The organism is Paraburkholderia sp. CNPSo 3076, assembly GCF_026343935.1.
GTDB lineage: Bacteria > Pseudomonadota > Gammaproteobacteria > Burkholderiales > Burkholderiaceae > Paraburkholderia > Paraburkholderia nodosa.
The window spans coordinates 104,488-120,211 of sequence record NZ_JAPMAL010000020.1 but is presented as its reverse complement, the minus strand read 5'-3'; the positions used below and the strand labels follow the sequence as shown (position 1 = coordinate 120,211).

Here is a 15,724-nt window from a genome sequence, read left to right as displayed (position 1 = left end):
GGAATTCAGGCTGCCTCTGCAAGCAGCGCGCGGTACAGCTCGGCCTCGGTCAGGCCATCGGCGTGGTGCTCTTCGGCGAGGCGGCCTTTACGCATCATCAGTACGCGGTCGCAGTTCTGCAGCAGCTCGGGCAGGTCGTCGCTCACGAGCAGAATGCCGATGCCACGCTGCGAGAGCCGCTGCATGATGCGATAGATGATGTCCTTCGAACCGACGTCCACGCCCACGGTCGGCCCGTGCAGAATCAGCACGTGCGGGTCGATGGCGAGCCAGCGGCCAATCAACACGCGCTGCTGGTTGCCGCCCGACAGCGACTGCACGGCCTTCTCCACATCGGGCGTGGCGATCTGCAGTTCCTTCACGGTATTTTCGGCCAACGCGCGTGCGCGCGTGCGGTCGATCTGGCCGAAGCGGTCGCGCAGGCTCGCGATCATCGCCGTGATCACGTTGTCGCGAATCGGCTTGTCGAGGAAAAGGCCTTCATTCAGGCGGTCTTCCGGCACGTAGCCAATGCGCGCGCGTCTCGCGTCGCCGGGCGTCGAAAGCTTGATCGCGCGGCCTTCGAGCACGATCTCGCCCGCATCGGCGGGCGCGACGCCCGCAAGCGCACGCGCGAGTTCGTTGCGGCCCGAATCGAGCAGGCCCGTCACGCCGAGAATCTCGCCGCGATGCAGCGTGAACGACACGTCACTGAACAGGCCCGCGCGGCCCAGGCCGCGAACGTCGAGCAGCACGTCGGCTTCAGCCGCGACGGTGCGGTAGCGTTCGGTGGAAAGCTCGCGGCCCGTCATCAGTTCGCTCAACTGCGCCTTGGTGTAATTCGTGATCGGGCCTTGCGTCACTTTCTGGCCATCGCGCAGCACGATCACTTCGCCGCCGATCGCATAGCACTCGTCGAGCTTGTGGCTCACGAACAGCACGGTCACGTCCTGCGCGCGCAACTGGCCGAGCACGGCGATGAGGTTGGTCACTTCCTTTTGCGTGAGCGAGGTCGTGGGCTCGTCCATGATGACGAACTTCGCCTCGCTCGCAATGGCGCGAGCGATCGCCACGAGCTGGCGCGTAGCGAGCGGCAGTTGCTCGATGAGCGTCGCCTGAAAGTCGGCGTCGCCCGGCAGGCCCACGGCCTTCAAGGCGCGCTCGGCCGTGCGGGCGAGTTCGCGGCGGTCGAACGTGCGCGCGAGACGCCCCGCATGCTCCGCGAGTTCGGTCGTGAGCCCCACGTTTTCCGCCACGCTCATGTTGGGCAGCAGCGAAAGATCCTGGTAGACAGTCTCGATGCCCGCCGCGAGCGATTCGAGCGGCGTGAGCCGCGCGTGGCGCGCGCCGTCGACCACCAGTTCGCCTTCGTCGGGCGGCTGCGCCCCGGAGATGATCTTGATGAGCGTGCTCTTGCCGCACCCGTTCTCGCCGAGCAGGTGATAGATCTGCCCGCGCTCGAACGCGAGGGTCACGCCGCGCAAGGCATGCACGCCCGTGAAGCGCTTGTGCACGCCGAGCACCTGCAATAACGGTTCTGAAGCCATGTCGTCTCTTCGTGACGTTGCGACGAAGCGCGCGCCGAGTCACAGGACCGCTGCGCGCGCCACCTTCTCCCGATCAGAAGTTGTATTGCTTGTAGTTCGACTTGTCGACGCTCACCCAGCCCTGGCCGCGCACGATGATGCCCTTGCCCGGACCCTTCGACACCGTGACCTTCTCGTAGCCCGGCAGGCCGAGGTTCGCGCCGTTCTCCACGGTCTTGCCGTCGATCAGCATCATCGCGATCTTGTTCATCGCCATGCCCGCCAGCTTCGGATCCCAGAACGCAATGCCGTTGATCGCACCGCTTTCGAGGTACTTGCCGGCCTCGGTCGGCAGGCCGGTGCCGTACACGCAGATCTTGCCCTGCAGGCCCGCTTCCTCGACAGCGCGGCCGATGCCGATCACGTCGAGTGACGACGAGCCCTGGAAGCCCTTGATGTCCGGATGCTTGCGCAGCACTTCCTTGGCCACTTCATAGGCGTGCTCGCCGTCGTTGTTGGTTTCGAGGTTGGTCTCGACGAGTTGCATCTTCGGGAACTTCTTTTTCGCGTTGTCGATGCCGCCGTCGGCCCACTGCACCTGCGAGCGGCTGCCGAGCGAACCGACCATCGTCGCCCACTTGCCTTCGCTGTGCATGCATGAGGCCAGGCGGTCGTTGAGCGCGGCGCCGTAGGCGGAGTTGTCGAACGCCTCGACGTCGACCATCGTGTTCTTTTCGTTGTCGGCTTCGTGCGTGACGACCTTGATGCCGCGGTCCATCGCCTTCTTGAGCGCCGGTTCGAGCGTGGGCGGGTCATACGGCACGACGGCAATCGCGCTCACTTTCTTTGCGATCAGGTCGTCGATGATCTTCAGTTGCTGCGCGGCGTCCGCGCGGCCCGGCCCCGTCTGGTAGACCGAAACGTTCGGATTGTCCTTGCCGAATTCCTTGACGCCGTCGTCCATACGATTGAACCAGCTGATGCCGGTCACCTTCACCACCGTGACGATGGTCGGCTTTTCCGCCGCATACGCAACGGCCGCCATGCCAGCGGCAAGTGCACACGCCGTGATTGCCACACTGAGTCGCTTGATCTTCATGTTCGATGTCTCCGTTTTTTATTAGCCGATTAGCCTTCGCCCCGAAAGAGATGGCGGCGGACCTCCGAGGCTCGAGGCCCGCCTGCTACACCGTTCGGCCGGTCAGCCCGAGGTCCGCCCTTTGCCAGCAGACGCCCAGGCGCCGAGACCGAAAATCGCGCGCACCCGCTCGCCGCCCGCGAACGCGAGCGAGAGCAACAGCAGGAAGCCCCAGGCACAGTCGCCGAAAAACTGCGAAACGCCCATCAGATTGAAGAGGCTCGAAAGGAATTGCAGCACCGTCGCGGCAAAGAACACGCAGATGATGCGTCCATAGCCGCCCGCCGGATTCACCCCGCCCATCACCGCAATGAGAATGGCGATCAGCAGATAGGAATTGCCGTAGTCCCACTTCGCGCTGAGCGTGTGCGATACGCTCACGAGCCCCGCGAGCGAAGCGAGCACGCCGCACATCGCGTAGGTCATGATCAGCATGCGCGCGCGCGGGATGCCCGCATAGAACGCCGCGCGCTGGTTCGTGCCCATCAGGTACAGGCGCAGGCCAAACGGCGTGCGCCTGAGCAGCCAGCCCAGCAGCACGACCACGGCCACGAATAGCAGGAACGAGATCGGCACCTGGAAGAACGTGCCGTTGCTGATATCGGCGAGCGGCTCGACGTAATCCACGTGCACGGAGGCGCCGTTGCTCAGCGCCACCGCGAAGCCCGTGAAAAGCAGTTGCGTGCCGAGCGTGCAGAGAATGGGCGTGAGCCCGAGGCGCGCGATCACCACGCCGTTCAGCAGGCCGCCAAGGAGGCCCATGCACAAGACGATCACGCAGAAGAGCGCCGTATACAGCACGGGGGAGTCGTCGCCGCTCACGAGGCGCGGCACCACCAGCGCGGCGATCATGCCCGAAAGATTCGCGAGCCCCACGCCGGAAAGGTCGATGCCGCCGTTACCCGACAGCATGGAGAGCATGATGCCGAGCGCCAGCAGCGCGACTTCGGGCAGTTGCGCGCCCATCGACTGGAGGTTGTCGATGCCGACGAACTGCCCGCGCGACACCCAGACCGCGACCAGCACGACCAGCAGGTTCACGGCCAGCAGGAAGTTCAACTGGCGGTCGCCGAACCATTTGGCAAAGAGTGCAGACTTCATGGACCTCATCCTTTGCGGTGTGTTTTCACCTGGCAACGTTCAATGCGCACCGGCGTCCGCCGTGCGTGCGAGCATGGCGTCGACTTCTTCTCTGCGCGGCATGGAAGGCGCGGTGCCGGGACGCGTGACGGAGATGCCCGCCAGCGCGCAGCCAAAGCGCGTGGCCGCGAGCGCGTCGTCGCCGCGCGCGAGCGCCGCCGCGAAGCCGCCCGTGAAGCCGTCGCCTGCGCCCGCCGTTTCCACCACCGGGCCGCAGTTGAAGGCGGGAAGCAGGACCGAAGCATCGCGCGTATGGAGCAGCGCGCCGGCTTCGCCCAGCGTCACGATGACGGCGCCCGCGCCCTTGGCGAGCAGCACGTCGGCCGCGCGGCGCGCGTCGTCGGCGTTGCGAATCTCGATGCCCGTGAGCGCCTGCGCCTCGGTCTCATTAGGCGTGACGTAGTCGCAAAGCGGGAAGATGTCGTCGGGCAGCGCCATGGCGGGCGCCGGATTGAACACCGTCTTCACGCCATGCCGGCGCGCGAGTTCGAGGCCGCGCCGCGCTGCCGCGAGCGGCTGTTCCAGCTGCGTGACGAATACCTGGGAGGCCGCAATATCGGCTTCGATCGCTTCGGCGTCGCCGGGCTCCATCGTGCCCGCTGCACCCGCCGCGACGATGATCGCGTTCATGCCGGTCGTGTCGTCCACGAAGATGTGCGCCGCGCCCGTGGCGAGGCCATCCACCGCCTGGGTGCGCGCCGTGATGCCTTCGGCGGCCCACGTCGCACGCGCGATGTCGCCGAACGCGTCGTTGCCCACGCGCGTGCAGAACACGACTTGCGCGCCCGCGCGCGCGGCGGCCACGGCCTGATTCGAGCCCTTGCCGCCCGGCCCCATCGCGAATGCCGATCCGGCGAGCGTCTCGCCGATCATCGGCATGCGGCTCGCGCGGAACGCGAGATCGGTCACATAGATGCCGAGGATGACGACGCGTCCGCTCATTGGTCGTGCTCCTTGGCGCGCGGGGCGTCGGGGGCGAGCAGCACGCCTTTGGTGAACACGAAGCAGCCGTAGCCGCGCGTTTCGCCCGTGGCGATCACACAGTAGGCCTTGCGGGCGCGCGCATAGAACGCATGGCGCTCGATGGGTGCGAACGGCACGGCGCGGCCTTCCGCGGCGTCGACCTCGGCCTGCGCTTCGTGCTGCACGGTGGGAATCGTGCTGGGTTCGCCCACCACTTCCATGCGCATGGCCGGGGCCTCGACGAAGGTGTCGAGCGGCAGCACGGAGAGGATCGCGCGCACGGCGCGGGGCGCATCCGCGCCGTCGATGCGCAGGAGCTTGCCGAGCACCGTGGCGCGCGCAACGGAGTCGGCGGGAAAGTTGGCGTCGCAAACGACGAGTTCGTCGCCGTGACCCATCGCGCGCAGCGCTTGCAGGACATCGGCGTTCAGAAGCGGGTCGAGATTCTTCAGCATGTTTTGTCTCCTTAGTACTTGGCGCTTTCTTGTGCGAAACGCTCAGTCGCCGTACGGTATCCAGATGTTCTTCACCTGCACGGCATGGCGCAGGAACGGCAATCCTGCGCTCGTCCGGTCAAACCAGTCAACCTCGCGGCCATGATCGACGAAGGTCCGCTTCAGATTGCCAACCGACTCGCGCTCAACGAGGGACGAATCGGCCGCCGTGCCGAAGCACCAGAGCGCATCCACGTCGTCGTGCTTCGCGAGAGCCGGCAGCAGTGCGGCGCGCTCGCCGGTCAGGATGTTGAGCGCGCCCGCAGGCACATCCGAGGTTTCCACGACCTGATAGAAGTCCGTTGCCGCCAGCGGGCAAACCTCGCTCGCCAGCGCCACCACGCGATTGCCCATCGCAAGCGCCGGTGCGATCAGCGAAACGAAGCCGAGCAGCGGCGCTTCGTCGGGGCAAGCGATGCCGACCACGCCCAGCGCCTCATGCATGGCGAGCGCGACACCACGCAACGGCGGTGTATGCACCGCGCCATCGAACTTGTCGGCCCACGCCGCATAGCTGAAAAGCCGGTCGATCGCCATCTCCACTTCACGCCTGGCCGCGCGCGCGTCGTGCCCCGCGCGACGCGTGAGCTGCTGCGCGAATTCTTCGGCGCGCGCGCTCAGGTTTTCCGCGAGGTAGTACAGCACCTGGGCGCGAGCGTGCGTGCTCATCTGCGTCCACTTGCCCGCGCCGCGCGCGGCGGCAACGGCATCGCGCACGTCCTTGCGGCTGCCCGCGCCCACTTCGCCCACCCATTCGCCGTTCGGCGCGTAGATCGCGTGCGAATAGCCGCTATCGGGCCGCACCTGTTTGCCGCCGATAAAAAGCTTCGCAGTGCGATCGAGACCGGTGCCCGCGTGCGCAAAGTCTGGTGCGGGCGGGCGCGCCTCGCGTTGCGCGCGCATCGGCAGCTTGCTCCATGCGGCCGGCTTCAGATATTCGAACACGCCTTCGCGGCCGCCCTCACGCCCGAAGCCCGATTCACGGTAGCCGCCAAAGCCCACGCTCGCGTCGAAGAGGTTCGTCGCGTTGATCCACACCACGCCGCATTGCAGGCGCGGCGCGATATCGAGTGCGCGCCCGATGGTCTCGCTCCATACGCTCGCGGCGAGGCCATAGCGCGAATTGTTGGCGAGCGCCACGGCCTCTTCCGGGGTGCGAAAGCTCATGGCCACGAGCACTGGCCCGAAGACTTCTTCCTGCGCGAGCGTCGAGGCGGGCCCGATGCCCGTGACGAGCGTCGGCGGATAGAAGCAGCCACCCGCTGGCAGCTCGACTTCGCGCGGCTGCCACACGTTGCAGCCTTCGCGCCGCCCGGCTTCCACGAGCAACTCGATGCGTTCGAGCTGCACGGGATCGACGATCGCGCCAATGTCGATGCCCTTGTCGAGCGAGGTCCCGACGCGCAGTGTCGCCATGCGGCGCTTGAGCTTCTCGAGAAAGCGCGCTTCGACGCCCTCCTGCACCAGCAGCCGGGAACCGGCGCAGCATACCTGGCCCTGGTTGAACCAGATGGCGTCCACCACGCCTTCCACGGCGCCGTCGAGGTCGGCGTCGTCGAAAACGATGAACGGCGACTTGCCGCCCAGTTCGAGCGTGAGCGACTTGCCCGTGCCGGCCGTGGCAGTGCGGATGAGGCGGCCCACTTCGGTCGAGCCGGTGAAGGCGATCTTGTCGACGCCGGGATGCTCGACGAGCGCCGCGCCCGTGCTGCCGTCGCCCGTCACGACGTTGAGCACGCCCTTGGGCAGGCCGGCGCGATGCGCCAGTTCGGCGAACAGCAGCGCGGTGAGCGGCGTGTATTCGGCGGGCTTGAGCACCACACAATTGCCGAGTGCGATGGCGGGCGCCACTTTCCACGCGAGCATCAGCAGCGGGAAATTCCACGGCACGATCTGACCGATCACGCCAAGCGGCGACCAGCCTTCCAGCTCGCTCTCCTGAAGCTGCGCCCAGCCTGCATGATGGAGGAAATGGCGCGCCACGAGCGGCACGTCGATATCGCGCGCCTCGCGAATCGGCTTGCCGTTGTCGAGCGCTTCGAGCACGGCGAAGAGGCGGCTGTGGCGCTGCACCATGCGCGAAAGCGCGTAGAGATGCCGCGCGCGCGCCGCGCCGCCCATGGCGTACCACTCGGGCTGCGCCGCGCGCGCCGCCGCGACGGCCGCCGCCACATCCGCCGCAGCGCCTTGCGCCACGGCGGCGAGCGCCTCGCCCGTGGCGGGCGCACGCACTTCGAAACGCGCACCATCGGCACTTTCGCGCCACGCGCCGTCAATGAAATGCCCAAACGTGGCCTCGTGCTGCGCGAGCCACGCGCGCACGGGCTGATCGTCCTCGGGGGCGGGACCGTAATCCATCGTTCGGAAATACTCGGCTACGCTCATCGGTATGGTCTGCTCAGGCTACGGGGTGGCGGTGGAAGGCGGAATAGCGGCCGCTCACGTGGTGTTCGAGCTGGCGCTCGATGTCGGCGAGCAGGCTCGAAGCGCCGAAGCGGAACAGCTCGGGCTCGAGCCAGGGCCGCCCCAGCTCTTCCTTCATGAGGATCTGGTACGCGAGCGCGGTTTTGGCGTTCGATACGCCGCCCGCCGGCTTGAAGCCCACCAGCGCGCCAGTGCGCTCGCGGTATTCCCGGATCATGCGCACCATCACGAGCGAAACGTCGAGCGTGGCGTTGGTCCCTTCCTTGCCCGTGGACGTCTTGATGAAGTCCGCGCCCGCCATCATGCAGACCATCGACGCTCTGGCGATATTCGACAGCACGCGAATGTCGCCCGTGGCGAGAATCGCCTTCAGATGCGCCTCGCCGCAGGCCGCGCGAAACTCGCGCACTTCGTCGTAGAGCGCGCGCCAGTTGCCGGTGAGCACGTGCTCGCGCGTGACGACGATGTCGATTTCTTCGGCGCCATCCTTAACGGAGGCCTCGATTTCCTTGAGCTTGAGCGCGTGCGGATTCAAGCCAGCCGGAAAACCGGTAGAGACGGCCGCGACGGGAATGCCGCTGCCCGCCAGCGCGTCCACGGCGGCCGCGACAAAGCGGTGGTACACGCACACCGCGCCCGTCGTGATGGCCTCGGGCGCGAAGCCGAGCGCCGCGAGCAGGTCGGCGCGCACGGGGTGGCGCGCCTTCGTGCACAGGCGCCGCACGCGGCCTTCGGTGTCGTCGCCGTTGAGCGTGGTGAGATCGATGCAGGTGATGGCCTTCAGGAGCCACGCGGCCTGCGCGTCCTTCTTGACCGCGCGGCGCGTGCCGAGCGTGGCTGTGCGCCGCTCGACGGCGGACTGGTTGACGCGCAAGGCGTCGAGCCACGCCGCGTCGAACGCCACGCCGGCGTTGCGCGCAACATGCGCAGCATGCTGGGCGGGCGCGCCGCGCAGCACGACGAGCGAGTTCGTTGAGGCTTCTGACATAGGCTGGGGGGCGAATTTGTGCAATGCACATCAAACCGTGGTGGTTTATTCGCACTCATCCTATACCGATGAAATGATCGTGACAATACTCGTTACAATCCTATCTATCGGGCGTGGGATGTGGGAACGCCGGCCCGCGCGTTCAGCTTTCGCCCGAGACCTTCGTTTGCGCGCACCCGCGCCACATCCAGACAGCGGTTTAGAACGGCAACCGATACCGTACGAAATCGTCGGCTTTCGCGAATTCGTCGTAGCGCTTGCGCGCGGAGTTGTCCGCGCGCGTGTGGCAGTAAAGGACCGCCGCGGACATTCAGGACGCTGCCGCTTCTCTCAAGCTGACAAGCGACGCGCGCTGCTGGCCTTGCGCGTCGAAGTTCTCTTTCGAGAGCCACTGCTCGAACGCGGCTTTCACGAGCGGCCAGTCCCGGTCGATGATCGCGAACCACGCGGTGTCGCGGTTGCGGCCCTTGTACACAATCGCCTGGCGGAAAATGCCCTCGAACTGGAAGCCCAGACGCAGCGCCGTCTTGCGCGAAGGCGCGTTGAGGCTGTCGCATTTCCATTCGTAGCGCCGGTAGCCGAGGTCGTCGAACACGTAGCGCATCAGCAGGTACTGCGCCTCGGTGGAAAGCGGCGTTTGCTTCAGCCGCGGCGAAAACGTCACGCTGCCCACTTCGATCACGCCGTGCACCGGCTCGATGCGCATGAGCGCGAACGTGCCCACGGCCTTCCCGCTCGCGCGGTCGATCACGGCGTAATGGAACGGGTCGCTCGATGCCGCGGCTTTCGCGAGGTACTCGCGAAACGCGGCAAAGTCGGTGAACGGCTCGGCGAACAGGTAGGTCCAGTCGCGACCGTCGGCCGCCGTGGCGTAGGCTTCGAAGAGATCGGCAGCGTGGCGGTCGGGGTCGATCGGCTCGATGCGGCAGAACTGGCCCTCGATCGTCACGCGCGCAGGCCGCTCGCGCGGCTGCCAGCCGGTGACCGGGTCGCCAATGGGCTGCTGGAATTCGTTCAGTCTTGCTGACATGCGTGACAAGCTCCTCTTGCGCGGGACGTAGCCAATATCCGCGTTAAGTTACCGCATGTCGTGGTTCTGTGGAAAGGTCCACGAACGGCGGGGCGCGTGGAACCACGCAGCGCGCCGCATCGCATCGTGCACGCCGATTGTTCAGTTTTCCTCTGCTTTTCGATTCCCGCGCCTGGGCCCTGCTGTTCACCGACGCCCGCCCGCAAGCCGCACCGCATCGGGATGCCGCCGCAACCGCAGCATCGCGACACAGCCGAGCGCCGGCCCCACGGCCAGCATGCCGAAGCCGCCCCGCCAACCCACCCACGCCACCGCGTACGGCACGAGATGAATGCTCACGAGCGTGAGCAGAAAACCCGCGCAGGTCTGCGCGGTCAGCAGCGTGCCGACCGAATCCGGGTCGGCCAGTTCGGCCACGCTCGCTGAAAACTGCGCGGAATCGGCGATCACCGAGACGCCCCACACGAGCGCGACAGCACCCATCACGACGAGCGGCGCGTGAGCCAGCCAGCCCATCAGCGCGGCACACGTTGCGCTCGTCGCCATCGCGCCGACCGTGACGGCCGTGCGCCCCATGCGGTCCGCCAGCACGCCGCCGAGCCACGCGCCCGCCGCCCCGATCGCGATCACGCTGAAAGTCATCCATTCCGCGCGCGTGCGGGCGTTGGCCATGCCGCGCGCGACGAACGTCTGCTGCAGGAACAGCGCGAGCCACGCCCACATGGCGTAAAGCTCCCACATGTGGCCCAGATAGCCGAGATTGGCGAGCCGCAAGGCGGGCCGCCGCCACGCCTGCGTGACCTTTGCAAAGTCGATGCGCGTGGCGCGCCGGATATTCGGCCCGATGCCCGCAAAGCCGATCAGCAACGCGGCGCACGCCGCGCATGTCGCGGCAACGCCATAGATCGTGCGCCAGCCGAGCCCGCCCGTGGCCGCCAGCAGATGCGGGCTCGCCGAGCCGAGCGTGAGCGCGCCCACGAGCAGGCCGACGAGCAGACCGAGATCGCCCTGCGCCCAGGTGGCCGCGAGCCGCATGCCGACCGGATACACGCCCGCCATGCACATGCCGGTGATGAACCGCAGCGCGACAACTGCGCCGCCGACCGGCGGCAGGTACGCGAGCGATGCAGTGGCCACAGCCGCCACGAGCGCGGAACCCGCGAGCAGCCAGCGCAGATCGTAGCGGTCGGGCAGCGAAAGCAACGCGGACGTGATAGTGCCGGCCACAAAGCCGCACTGCACGGCGCTCGTGAGCAAGGCTTCGTCGAAGGCGGCAATGGCGTGCGCCTGCTTGATGAGGGTCACCACGGTGCTCGACGAAAACCAGACGCCCATCGCCGCCACCTGCGCGAGGAGCAGCAACGCGAGCGAGGCGGCCTTGCCGCGTTGCGCCGTGCCGAGCCCTGGCGGCCCCGTTTCGTCCGACGAACGGGAACCGGCAGCGCCTCGAGAAGGCGTACGCGCCACGCTCAGGCCGCCGCCGCTGCCGCGTGCGCCTGCGCGAGCACGCGATGAAACGCGCGGCCGAACCAGATCAGCCCGTCGCGCCCGCCCACCATGCGCGCCGCCTTGATCTCACAGAAGAACACCGTGTGCGTGCCGACTTCGGTCGTGCGCGCGATATGGCAATCGAACGAACTCACCGCGCCGCGCAGCGCGGGCGCGCCCGTTTCGAGCCGATACCACTCGGCAAGCGCGAAACGTTCAGCCATATCGATGTCTTTCGTGGCGAAGCGCGTGGCCACCTCGCGCTGGTCGGCCGCCAGCACGTTCACGCAGAGCCTCCCGTTCGCGCGCAGGATCGCGTTGTTGCGGCTCGTGCGATTGATGCAGACGAGCAGCGTGGGCGGCTCGTCCGTCACGCCGCACACGGCGGACGCCGTGCAGCCGGCGCGCCCGGCGTCGCCATCGGTGGTGACGATGTTCACGGCGGCGCCAAGACCGGACATGGCGTCGCGAAAGAGGGATTTGTCTACCATATTCTTGCCCGCTTGCCGCGGTCTCCTCGTAGCGGGAATTCAGTGCCTGATTTTCATGCCTCGCTCACGCCTCGTTCACGCGCGCGCCGCGATACTGCGCTGCCGCGTGCGAGGCCGGCAGGCGCGCGGCGCCGAAGAGCTTTTCGCGCAGGGTGCCCTCACGATACGCGCTTTTATACGCGCCACGTGTTTGCAGCTCGGGCACCAGCAGTTCGACCACGTCGTCGAAGCATTCCGGCACCACCGTGCGCGAGAGATTGAAGCCATCCACACCCGCCGTTTCGCTCCACTCGATCAACGTTTGCGCGATGCGCTCAGCCGACCCCACCCACGGCGCCTGGCGGCTGCCAAGCACCATTTGCTCGAGCAGCTTGCGGCGCGTCCATTGCGGCCCGGCGCTGCGCGCCATGGCTTCGACGTTGGACACGATCGCCTGGCTCTTGCCCGTCTCGATGGGCTCGTCGAGGTCGTAACGCGCGAAGTCGATGCCAAGCGACGCCGCCGCGTGCGCGAGCGCCGCTTCCGAACTCACGTAGCGCCGGTACTCGTCGAACTTCTCGCGCGCTTCGTTGTCCGTGCGTCCGACGATCAGCGTTGCGCCCAGAAACACCTTCACGTCGTCGGCCGCGCGCCCGAGCCGCACGGCCTGCGCCCGAATGTCCCCGACGATCTCCTTCACGCCTTCCATCTTCTGACCATTGATGAACACGCACTCGGCGTGCGTCGCGGCAAAACGCCTGCCGCGCGCGGACGAGCCCGCCTGGTACAGCACCGGCGTGCGCTGCGGCGACGGCGCGCACAGATGCATCGCATCGACCTTGTATTGCGGCCCATGATGATGAATCCTCCGCACGCGCGCGGGGTCGGCGTAGATGCCGCCGGCGCGGTCGTTGATAACCGCGTCGTCGTCCCAGCTCCCTTCCCAGAGCTTGTACACGAGCGCCATGTATTCGTCGGCCAGATCGTAGCGGTCGTCGTGAGCGTTCTGGCCGTCCATGCCGATGGCGCGGGCCGCGCTGTCGAGATAGCCCGTCACGATGTTCCAGCCGATGCGCCCGCCCGTGAGATGGTCGAGCGTGGACATGCGCCGCGCGAACAGAAACGGCTGCTCATAGGTGAGATTGGCCGTCACGCCGAAGCCCAGATGCTGCGTCACCGCGGCCATGGCGGGAATGACGAGCGCGGGGTCGTTCACGGGCACCTGCACTGCGCCGCGCAGCGCGGCGTCGGCATTGCCGCCGTAGACGTCATACACGCCGACGACATCCGCGAAAAAAATGCCGTCGAAGAGGCCCCGTTCGAGCTTCTTCGCGTAGTCGGTCCAGTACTGGAGTTCCGTATAGCGGCTCGACTGGTCGCGCGGATGCGTCCACAAGCCTTGCTGAATGTGGCCCACGCAGTTCATGTCGAAAGCGTTGAGACGGATTTCACGTGGCATGTCGGCTCCTTTTCGGCGCGCTCGATGCCATCTACTATAGTAGACGAACGGATACTAATGAAACCTGGGATTGATCCGGTATTGCCGCGAAGGGCTCAGGCGAACGTCTCTTGCGGGGTTCACTGAATGTGATGCCACCCATCACGGATCGTCATTTGTCCCGGACGACCGGCTGGCGTATGTTTGCCGAAACGAAGCACCGCAGTTGGCGCGTGCCGGGTTCCGATCCGTGCAGCGCGGGCAGCGTGGTCCCGTTATTTCCTGGCGATGCGATATTGGCAGATGAGCCGGCCTTCGCGTAAGCAGTGCTCGCTGACCGGGCGGCCAGTCGCCTCCGAAAAATACGCTGCGAGCGCTCGAGTGGCCCGAACACACCGAAGCCGACTCCGCTCGACGCCTATCTGGGAAGCCATGCGGTGGCAAAGGCATTCCTCACCGCCCACAAGCCGTTCCCGCGCAGCTATGGGTCACTGCCCTACTTCGGGGTTCTACCTGCAGTCGGAAATCCGCCAGCGCGTATCGCGTGCGCCCGCGCGGTTCCGTCTCGTTCTGCAGATCGCTCAATCCGGCGACAAGCTCGACGATCCGTCTGTAGCGTGGTCGAGCGCGCATCGCACCGTGGAACTGGGCACGATCTCGATCACGAAAGCGGCGGCGGACAATGAGGCGGCCCAACGTAGTCTGCTGTTCCTTCCCAACGCTTTGCCGCCCGGCATTGAAGTGGAAGATCCGATGATCAATGCGCGTTCCGCCGCCTACCCGGTTTCGTCCGCACGCCTCCAGCAATAATTGCGAATGTCGAAGCGTACTACTCAACTACGATTCATTTCGCGATCCTGAATAGATAGGTTCGTCAAGATGAATATCACACTGGTTCCCGGCAATACGCTCATCACCGCGACACCGGAAGAAGGGCGGCAACTCGCCATCAAGATGGCGCGGCTAGTCATCAAGACAACCCAGCCGGATGAGGCTATCCGGGAAAAACTGCGTGACGTGTATGCGAACGACGCGAGCATGCTGCTTCAGGTCGGGCACATCGTGGCGGCTGAGTTCGCCACGATTGCCGCAGCCAATCACTACTGGCGCGAATAACCAGTTTCAACTCGAATCCCGGCACTCCAGGTCTGACCGCCTGGCGGAGTGCCACCCTGACGCTGTCCCACTCAAGGAGAAGTTCACATGCCAATGCTCAAATTCGACATCATCGAGGGCCGCACCGACGAACAGGTGCGTGCGCTCCTCGACGCCGCCCATGAGGCCATGGTGCAGGCCTTCGATGTACCCGCGACCGATCGCTACCAGAGCGTCTCGCAGCATCGTCCTGGCGAGCTGGTGGTGGACGACACTGGACTCGGGTACACGCGATCGAAAGACGTCATCTTGCTGACGGCGGTAAGCCGCAAGCGCACCGAGCCGCAAAAGGTCGAGTTCTATCGCCTGCTCGTCGAAAACCTGCAAACCCAATGCGGCATTTCGCCGGACGACGTCATCGTGTCGATCGTCGAGAATGACGATGCGGACTGGTCCTTTGGCCGCGGGCGCGCGCAGTTCATCACCCGGGAACTGACATAACGTCGTGAAGTCGGTGCGACCCTGGGTCGTAGCGGGTCGTTCGTCGTAAGCACTGGCCACCGCCGGAAGGCGGGGCCGCGTAAAACTGCGGCAACAGTCGCGCTGCATGACACGGGCTAGCGTGGATAGCCGTGTCATCCGCCCTGCGCTGCCCGCTGGCGAAGCCAGGTCTCGCAGCAGCGAGAAGCCGTTCAAAATCTCCGCGCCAAAGCGATACGCCGCAAGCAGGCCCGTATAATCGACTCACCCCTGCCCAGCCCGCCAATCTTCCAGGCATGAATCGACCGCTCACCGACCCCACCTCCGCCATTTCCACGCGCGTGCGCATCGAGCGCGAATCGCGCGGCTGGTCGCTCGCGGACATGGCCGAGCGCTCGGGCGTTTCCAGGGCGATGATCAGCAAGATCGAACGCGGCGAAGCGAGCCCCACCGCTACCGTGCTCGGCCGGCTCTCGGGCGCCTTTGGCCTGCAGCTCTCCATGCTGCTCGCGCTCGCCGAGCAAACCGGCGAGCGTTTGAGCCGCGCCGCCGATCAGCAGATCTGGCAAGACCCCGAAACCGGCTACACGCGCCGGGCCGTCTCGCCGCGCAACGGCGGCATGCTCGACCTGGTGGAGATCGCGTTGCCGGGCGGGATTCGCGTTGCGTATCCGGCGTCGGCGTTCACGTTCCAGCATCAGCAGATCTGGGTGCGCAGCGGCACACTGGTATTCGAGGAAGGCGAGCAGGTTCACACGCTCGAAGCCGGCGACTGCCTGCAGCTCGGGCCGCCCGCCGACTGCGCGTTCTTCAATCCGGGCAAGGACCCGTGCGTGTACATCGTGGCGCTCGTGCGCCGCTGAATGCGAGTACGCGCCGCCCCGTCGACGCTCCTTCATCGTCGAACCGGCTATGGCACAGGCGGTTTGCGCACATGGCGCGCGCTCGCCCAATGCGAGTAGCCGAATGTGAGCATTTGCTTATATTCTGAAGTCCTCAGGCGGCAATGGCACAGGGCCTTCGCCACACCATGAGAGACCGACGATGCATGACGTGATTCAAGCCATGAAG

General features: G+C 66.2%; 14 protein-coding genes and 1 pseudogene. 4 read left to right on the top strand and 11 right to left on the bottom strand.

The window, feature by feature from the left end:
• Window positions 1-5: 5 nt before the first annotated feature.
• The 11 genes and pseudogenes from M3A49_RS23860 to M3A49_RS23810 all read right to left on the bottom strand — a co-directional run bounded on the left by M3A49_RS23860 (window position 6) and on the right by M3A49_RS23810 (window position 13,099).
• Complete coding sequence (locus M3A49_RS23860; protein WP_266231290.1) at window positions 6-1,526, bottom strand: sugar ABC transporter ATP-binding protein; 1,521 nt, start codon at window positions 1,524-1,526, stop codon at window positions 6-8.
• A 73-nt stretch (window positions 1,527-1,599) separates the two neighbouring features.
• Entirely contained in the window at window positions 1,600-2,604 is a 1,005-nt protein-coding gene (locus tag M3A49_RS23855) for an autoinducer 2 ABC transporter substrate-binding protein (protein WP_266231289.1), read from the bottom strand.
• Window positions 2,605-2,706: 102 nt separating this feature from the next.
• Window positions 2,707-3,744, bottom strand: a complete 1,038-nt coding sequence (locus tag M3A49_RS23850; RefSeq protein ID WP_266231288.1) for an ABC transporter permease — start codon at window positions 3,742-3,744, stop codon at window positions 2,707-2,709.
• 39 nt (window positions 3,745-3,783) lie between these two features.
• Window positions 3,784-4,725, bottom strand: coding sequence for a ribokinase (rbsK, locus tag M3A49_RS23845; RefSeq protein ID WP_266231287.1), 942 nt, complete (start codon window positions 4,723-4,725; stop codon window positions 3,784-3,786).
• Complete coding sequence (locus M3A49_RS23840) at window positions 4,722-5,201, bottom strand: RbsD/FucU family protein (protein ID WP_266231286.1); 480 nt, start codon at window positions 5,199-5,201, stop codon at window positions 4,722-4,724. Before M3A49_RS23840 ends, rbsK begins: the two co-directional genes overlap by 4 nt.
• A 42-nt stretch (window positions 5,202-5,243) precedes the next feature.
• On the bottom strand, window positions 5,244-7,625 hold the full coding sequence (locus tag M3A49_RS23835) for an aldehyde dehydrogenase family protein (protein WP_266231285.1): 2,382 nt from the start codon (window positions 7,623-7,625) through the stop codon (window positions 5,244-5,246).
• Between the two features lie 13 nt (window positions 7,626-7,638).
• A complete protein-coding gene (gene deoC / locus M3A49_RS23830) occupies window positions 7,639-8,652 on the bottom strand; it encodes a deoxyribose-phosphate aldolase (RefSeq protein WP_028204479.1) in 1,014 nt (337 codons plus the stop codon).
• A 313-nt stretch (window positions 8,653-8,965) separates the two neighbouring features.
• Window positions 8,966-9,682: pseudogene (locus tag M3A49_RS23825) on the bottom strand (GNAT family N-acetyltransferase); the annotation flags it as partial.
• 186 nt (window positions 9,683-9,868) lie between these two features.
• On the bottom strand, window positions 9,869-11,149 hold the full coding sequence (locus tag M3A49_RS23820; RefSeq protein ID WP_266231283.1) for an MFS transporter: 1,281 nt from the start codon (window positions 11,147-11,149) through the stop codon (window positions 9,869-9,871).
• Window positions 11,150-11,151: 2 nt separating this feature from the next.
• On the bottom strand, window positions 11,152-11,661 hold the full coding sequence (locus M3A49_RS23815; protein ID WP_028204483.1) for a flavin reductase: 510 nt from the start codon (window positions 11,659-11,661) through the stop codon (window positions 11,152-11,154).
• A 64-nt stretch (window positions 11,662-11,725) separates the two neighbouring features.
• Window positions 11,726-13,099, bottom strand: a complete 1,374-nt coding sequence (locus M3A49_RS23810) for an LLM class flavin-dependent oxidoreductase (RefSeq protein WP_266231282.1) — start codon at window positions 13,097-13,099, stop codon at window positions 11,726-11,728.
• Between the two features lie 462 nt (window positions 13,100-13,561).
• Between M3A49_RS23810 and M3A49_RS23805 the strand changes: the two genes are divergently transcribed.
• From M3A49_RS23805 to M3A49_RS23790, 4 genes are all read left to right on the top strand, one after another.
• Window positions 13,562-13,888 (top strand): hypothetical protein, encoded by a 327-nt coding sequence (locus tag M3A49_RS23805; protein WP_266231281.1) that lies wholly within the window; start codon window positions 13,562-13,564, stop codon window positions 13,886-13,888.
• 69 nt (window positions 13,889-13,957) lie between these two features.
• Window positions 13,958-14,194: a hexameric tyrosine-coordinated heme protein gene (locus M3A49_RS23800; protein WP_254353033.1), complete on the top strand. Its 237-nt coding sequence runs from the start codon at window positions 13,958-13,960 to the stop codon at window positions 14,192-14,194.
• 87 nt (window positions 14,195-14,281) lie between these two features.
• Window positions 14,282-14,674 (top strand): tautomerase family protein, encoded by a 393-nt coding sequence (locus M3A49_RS23795; RefSeq protein WP_266231280.1) that lies wholly within the window; start codon window positions 14,282-14,284, stop codon window positions 14,672-14,674.
• A gap of 275 nt (window positions 14,675-14,949) precedes the next feature.
• The gene (locus M3A49_RS23790; protein WP_028204486.1) at window positions 14,950-15,516 is read left to right on the top strand and encodes a helix-turn-helix domain-containing protein; all 567 of its coding nucleotides are present in this window, start codon (window positions 14,950-14,952) and stop codon (window positions 15,514-15,516) included.
• Window positions 15,517-15,724 lie beyond the last annotated feature (208 nt).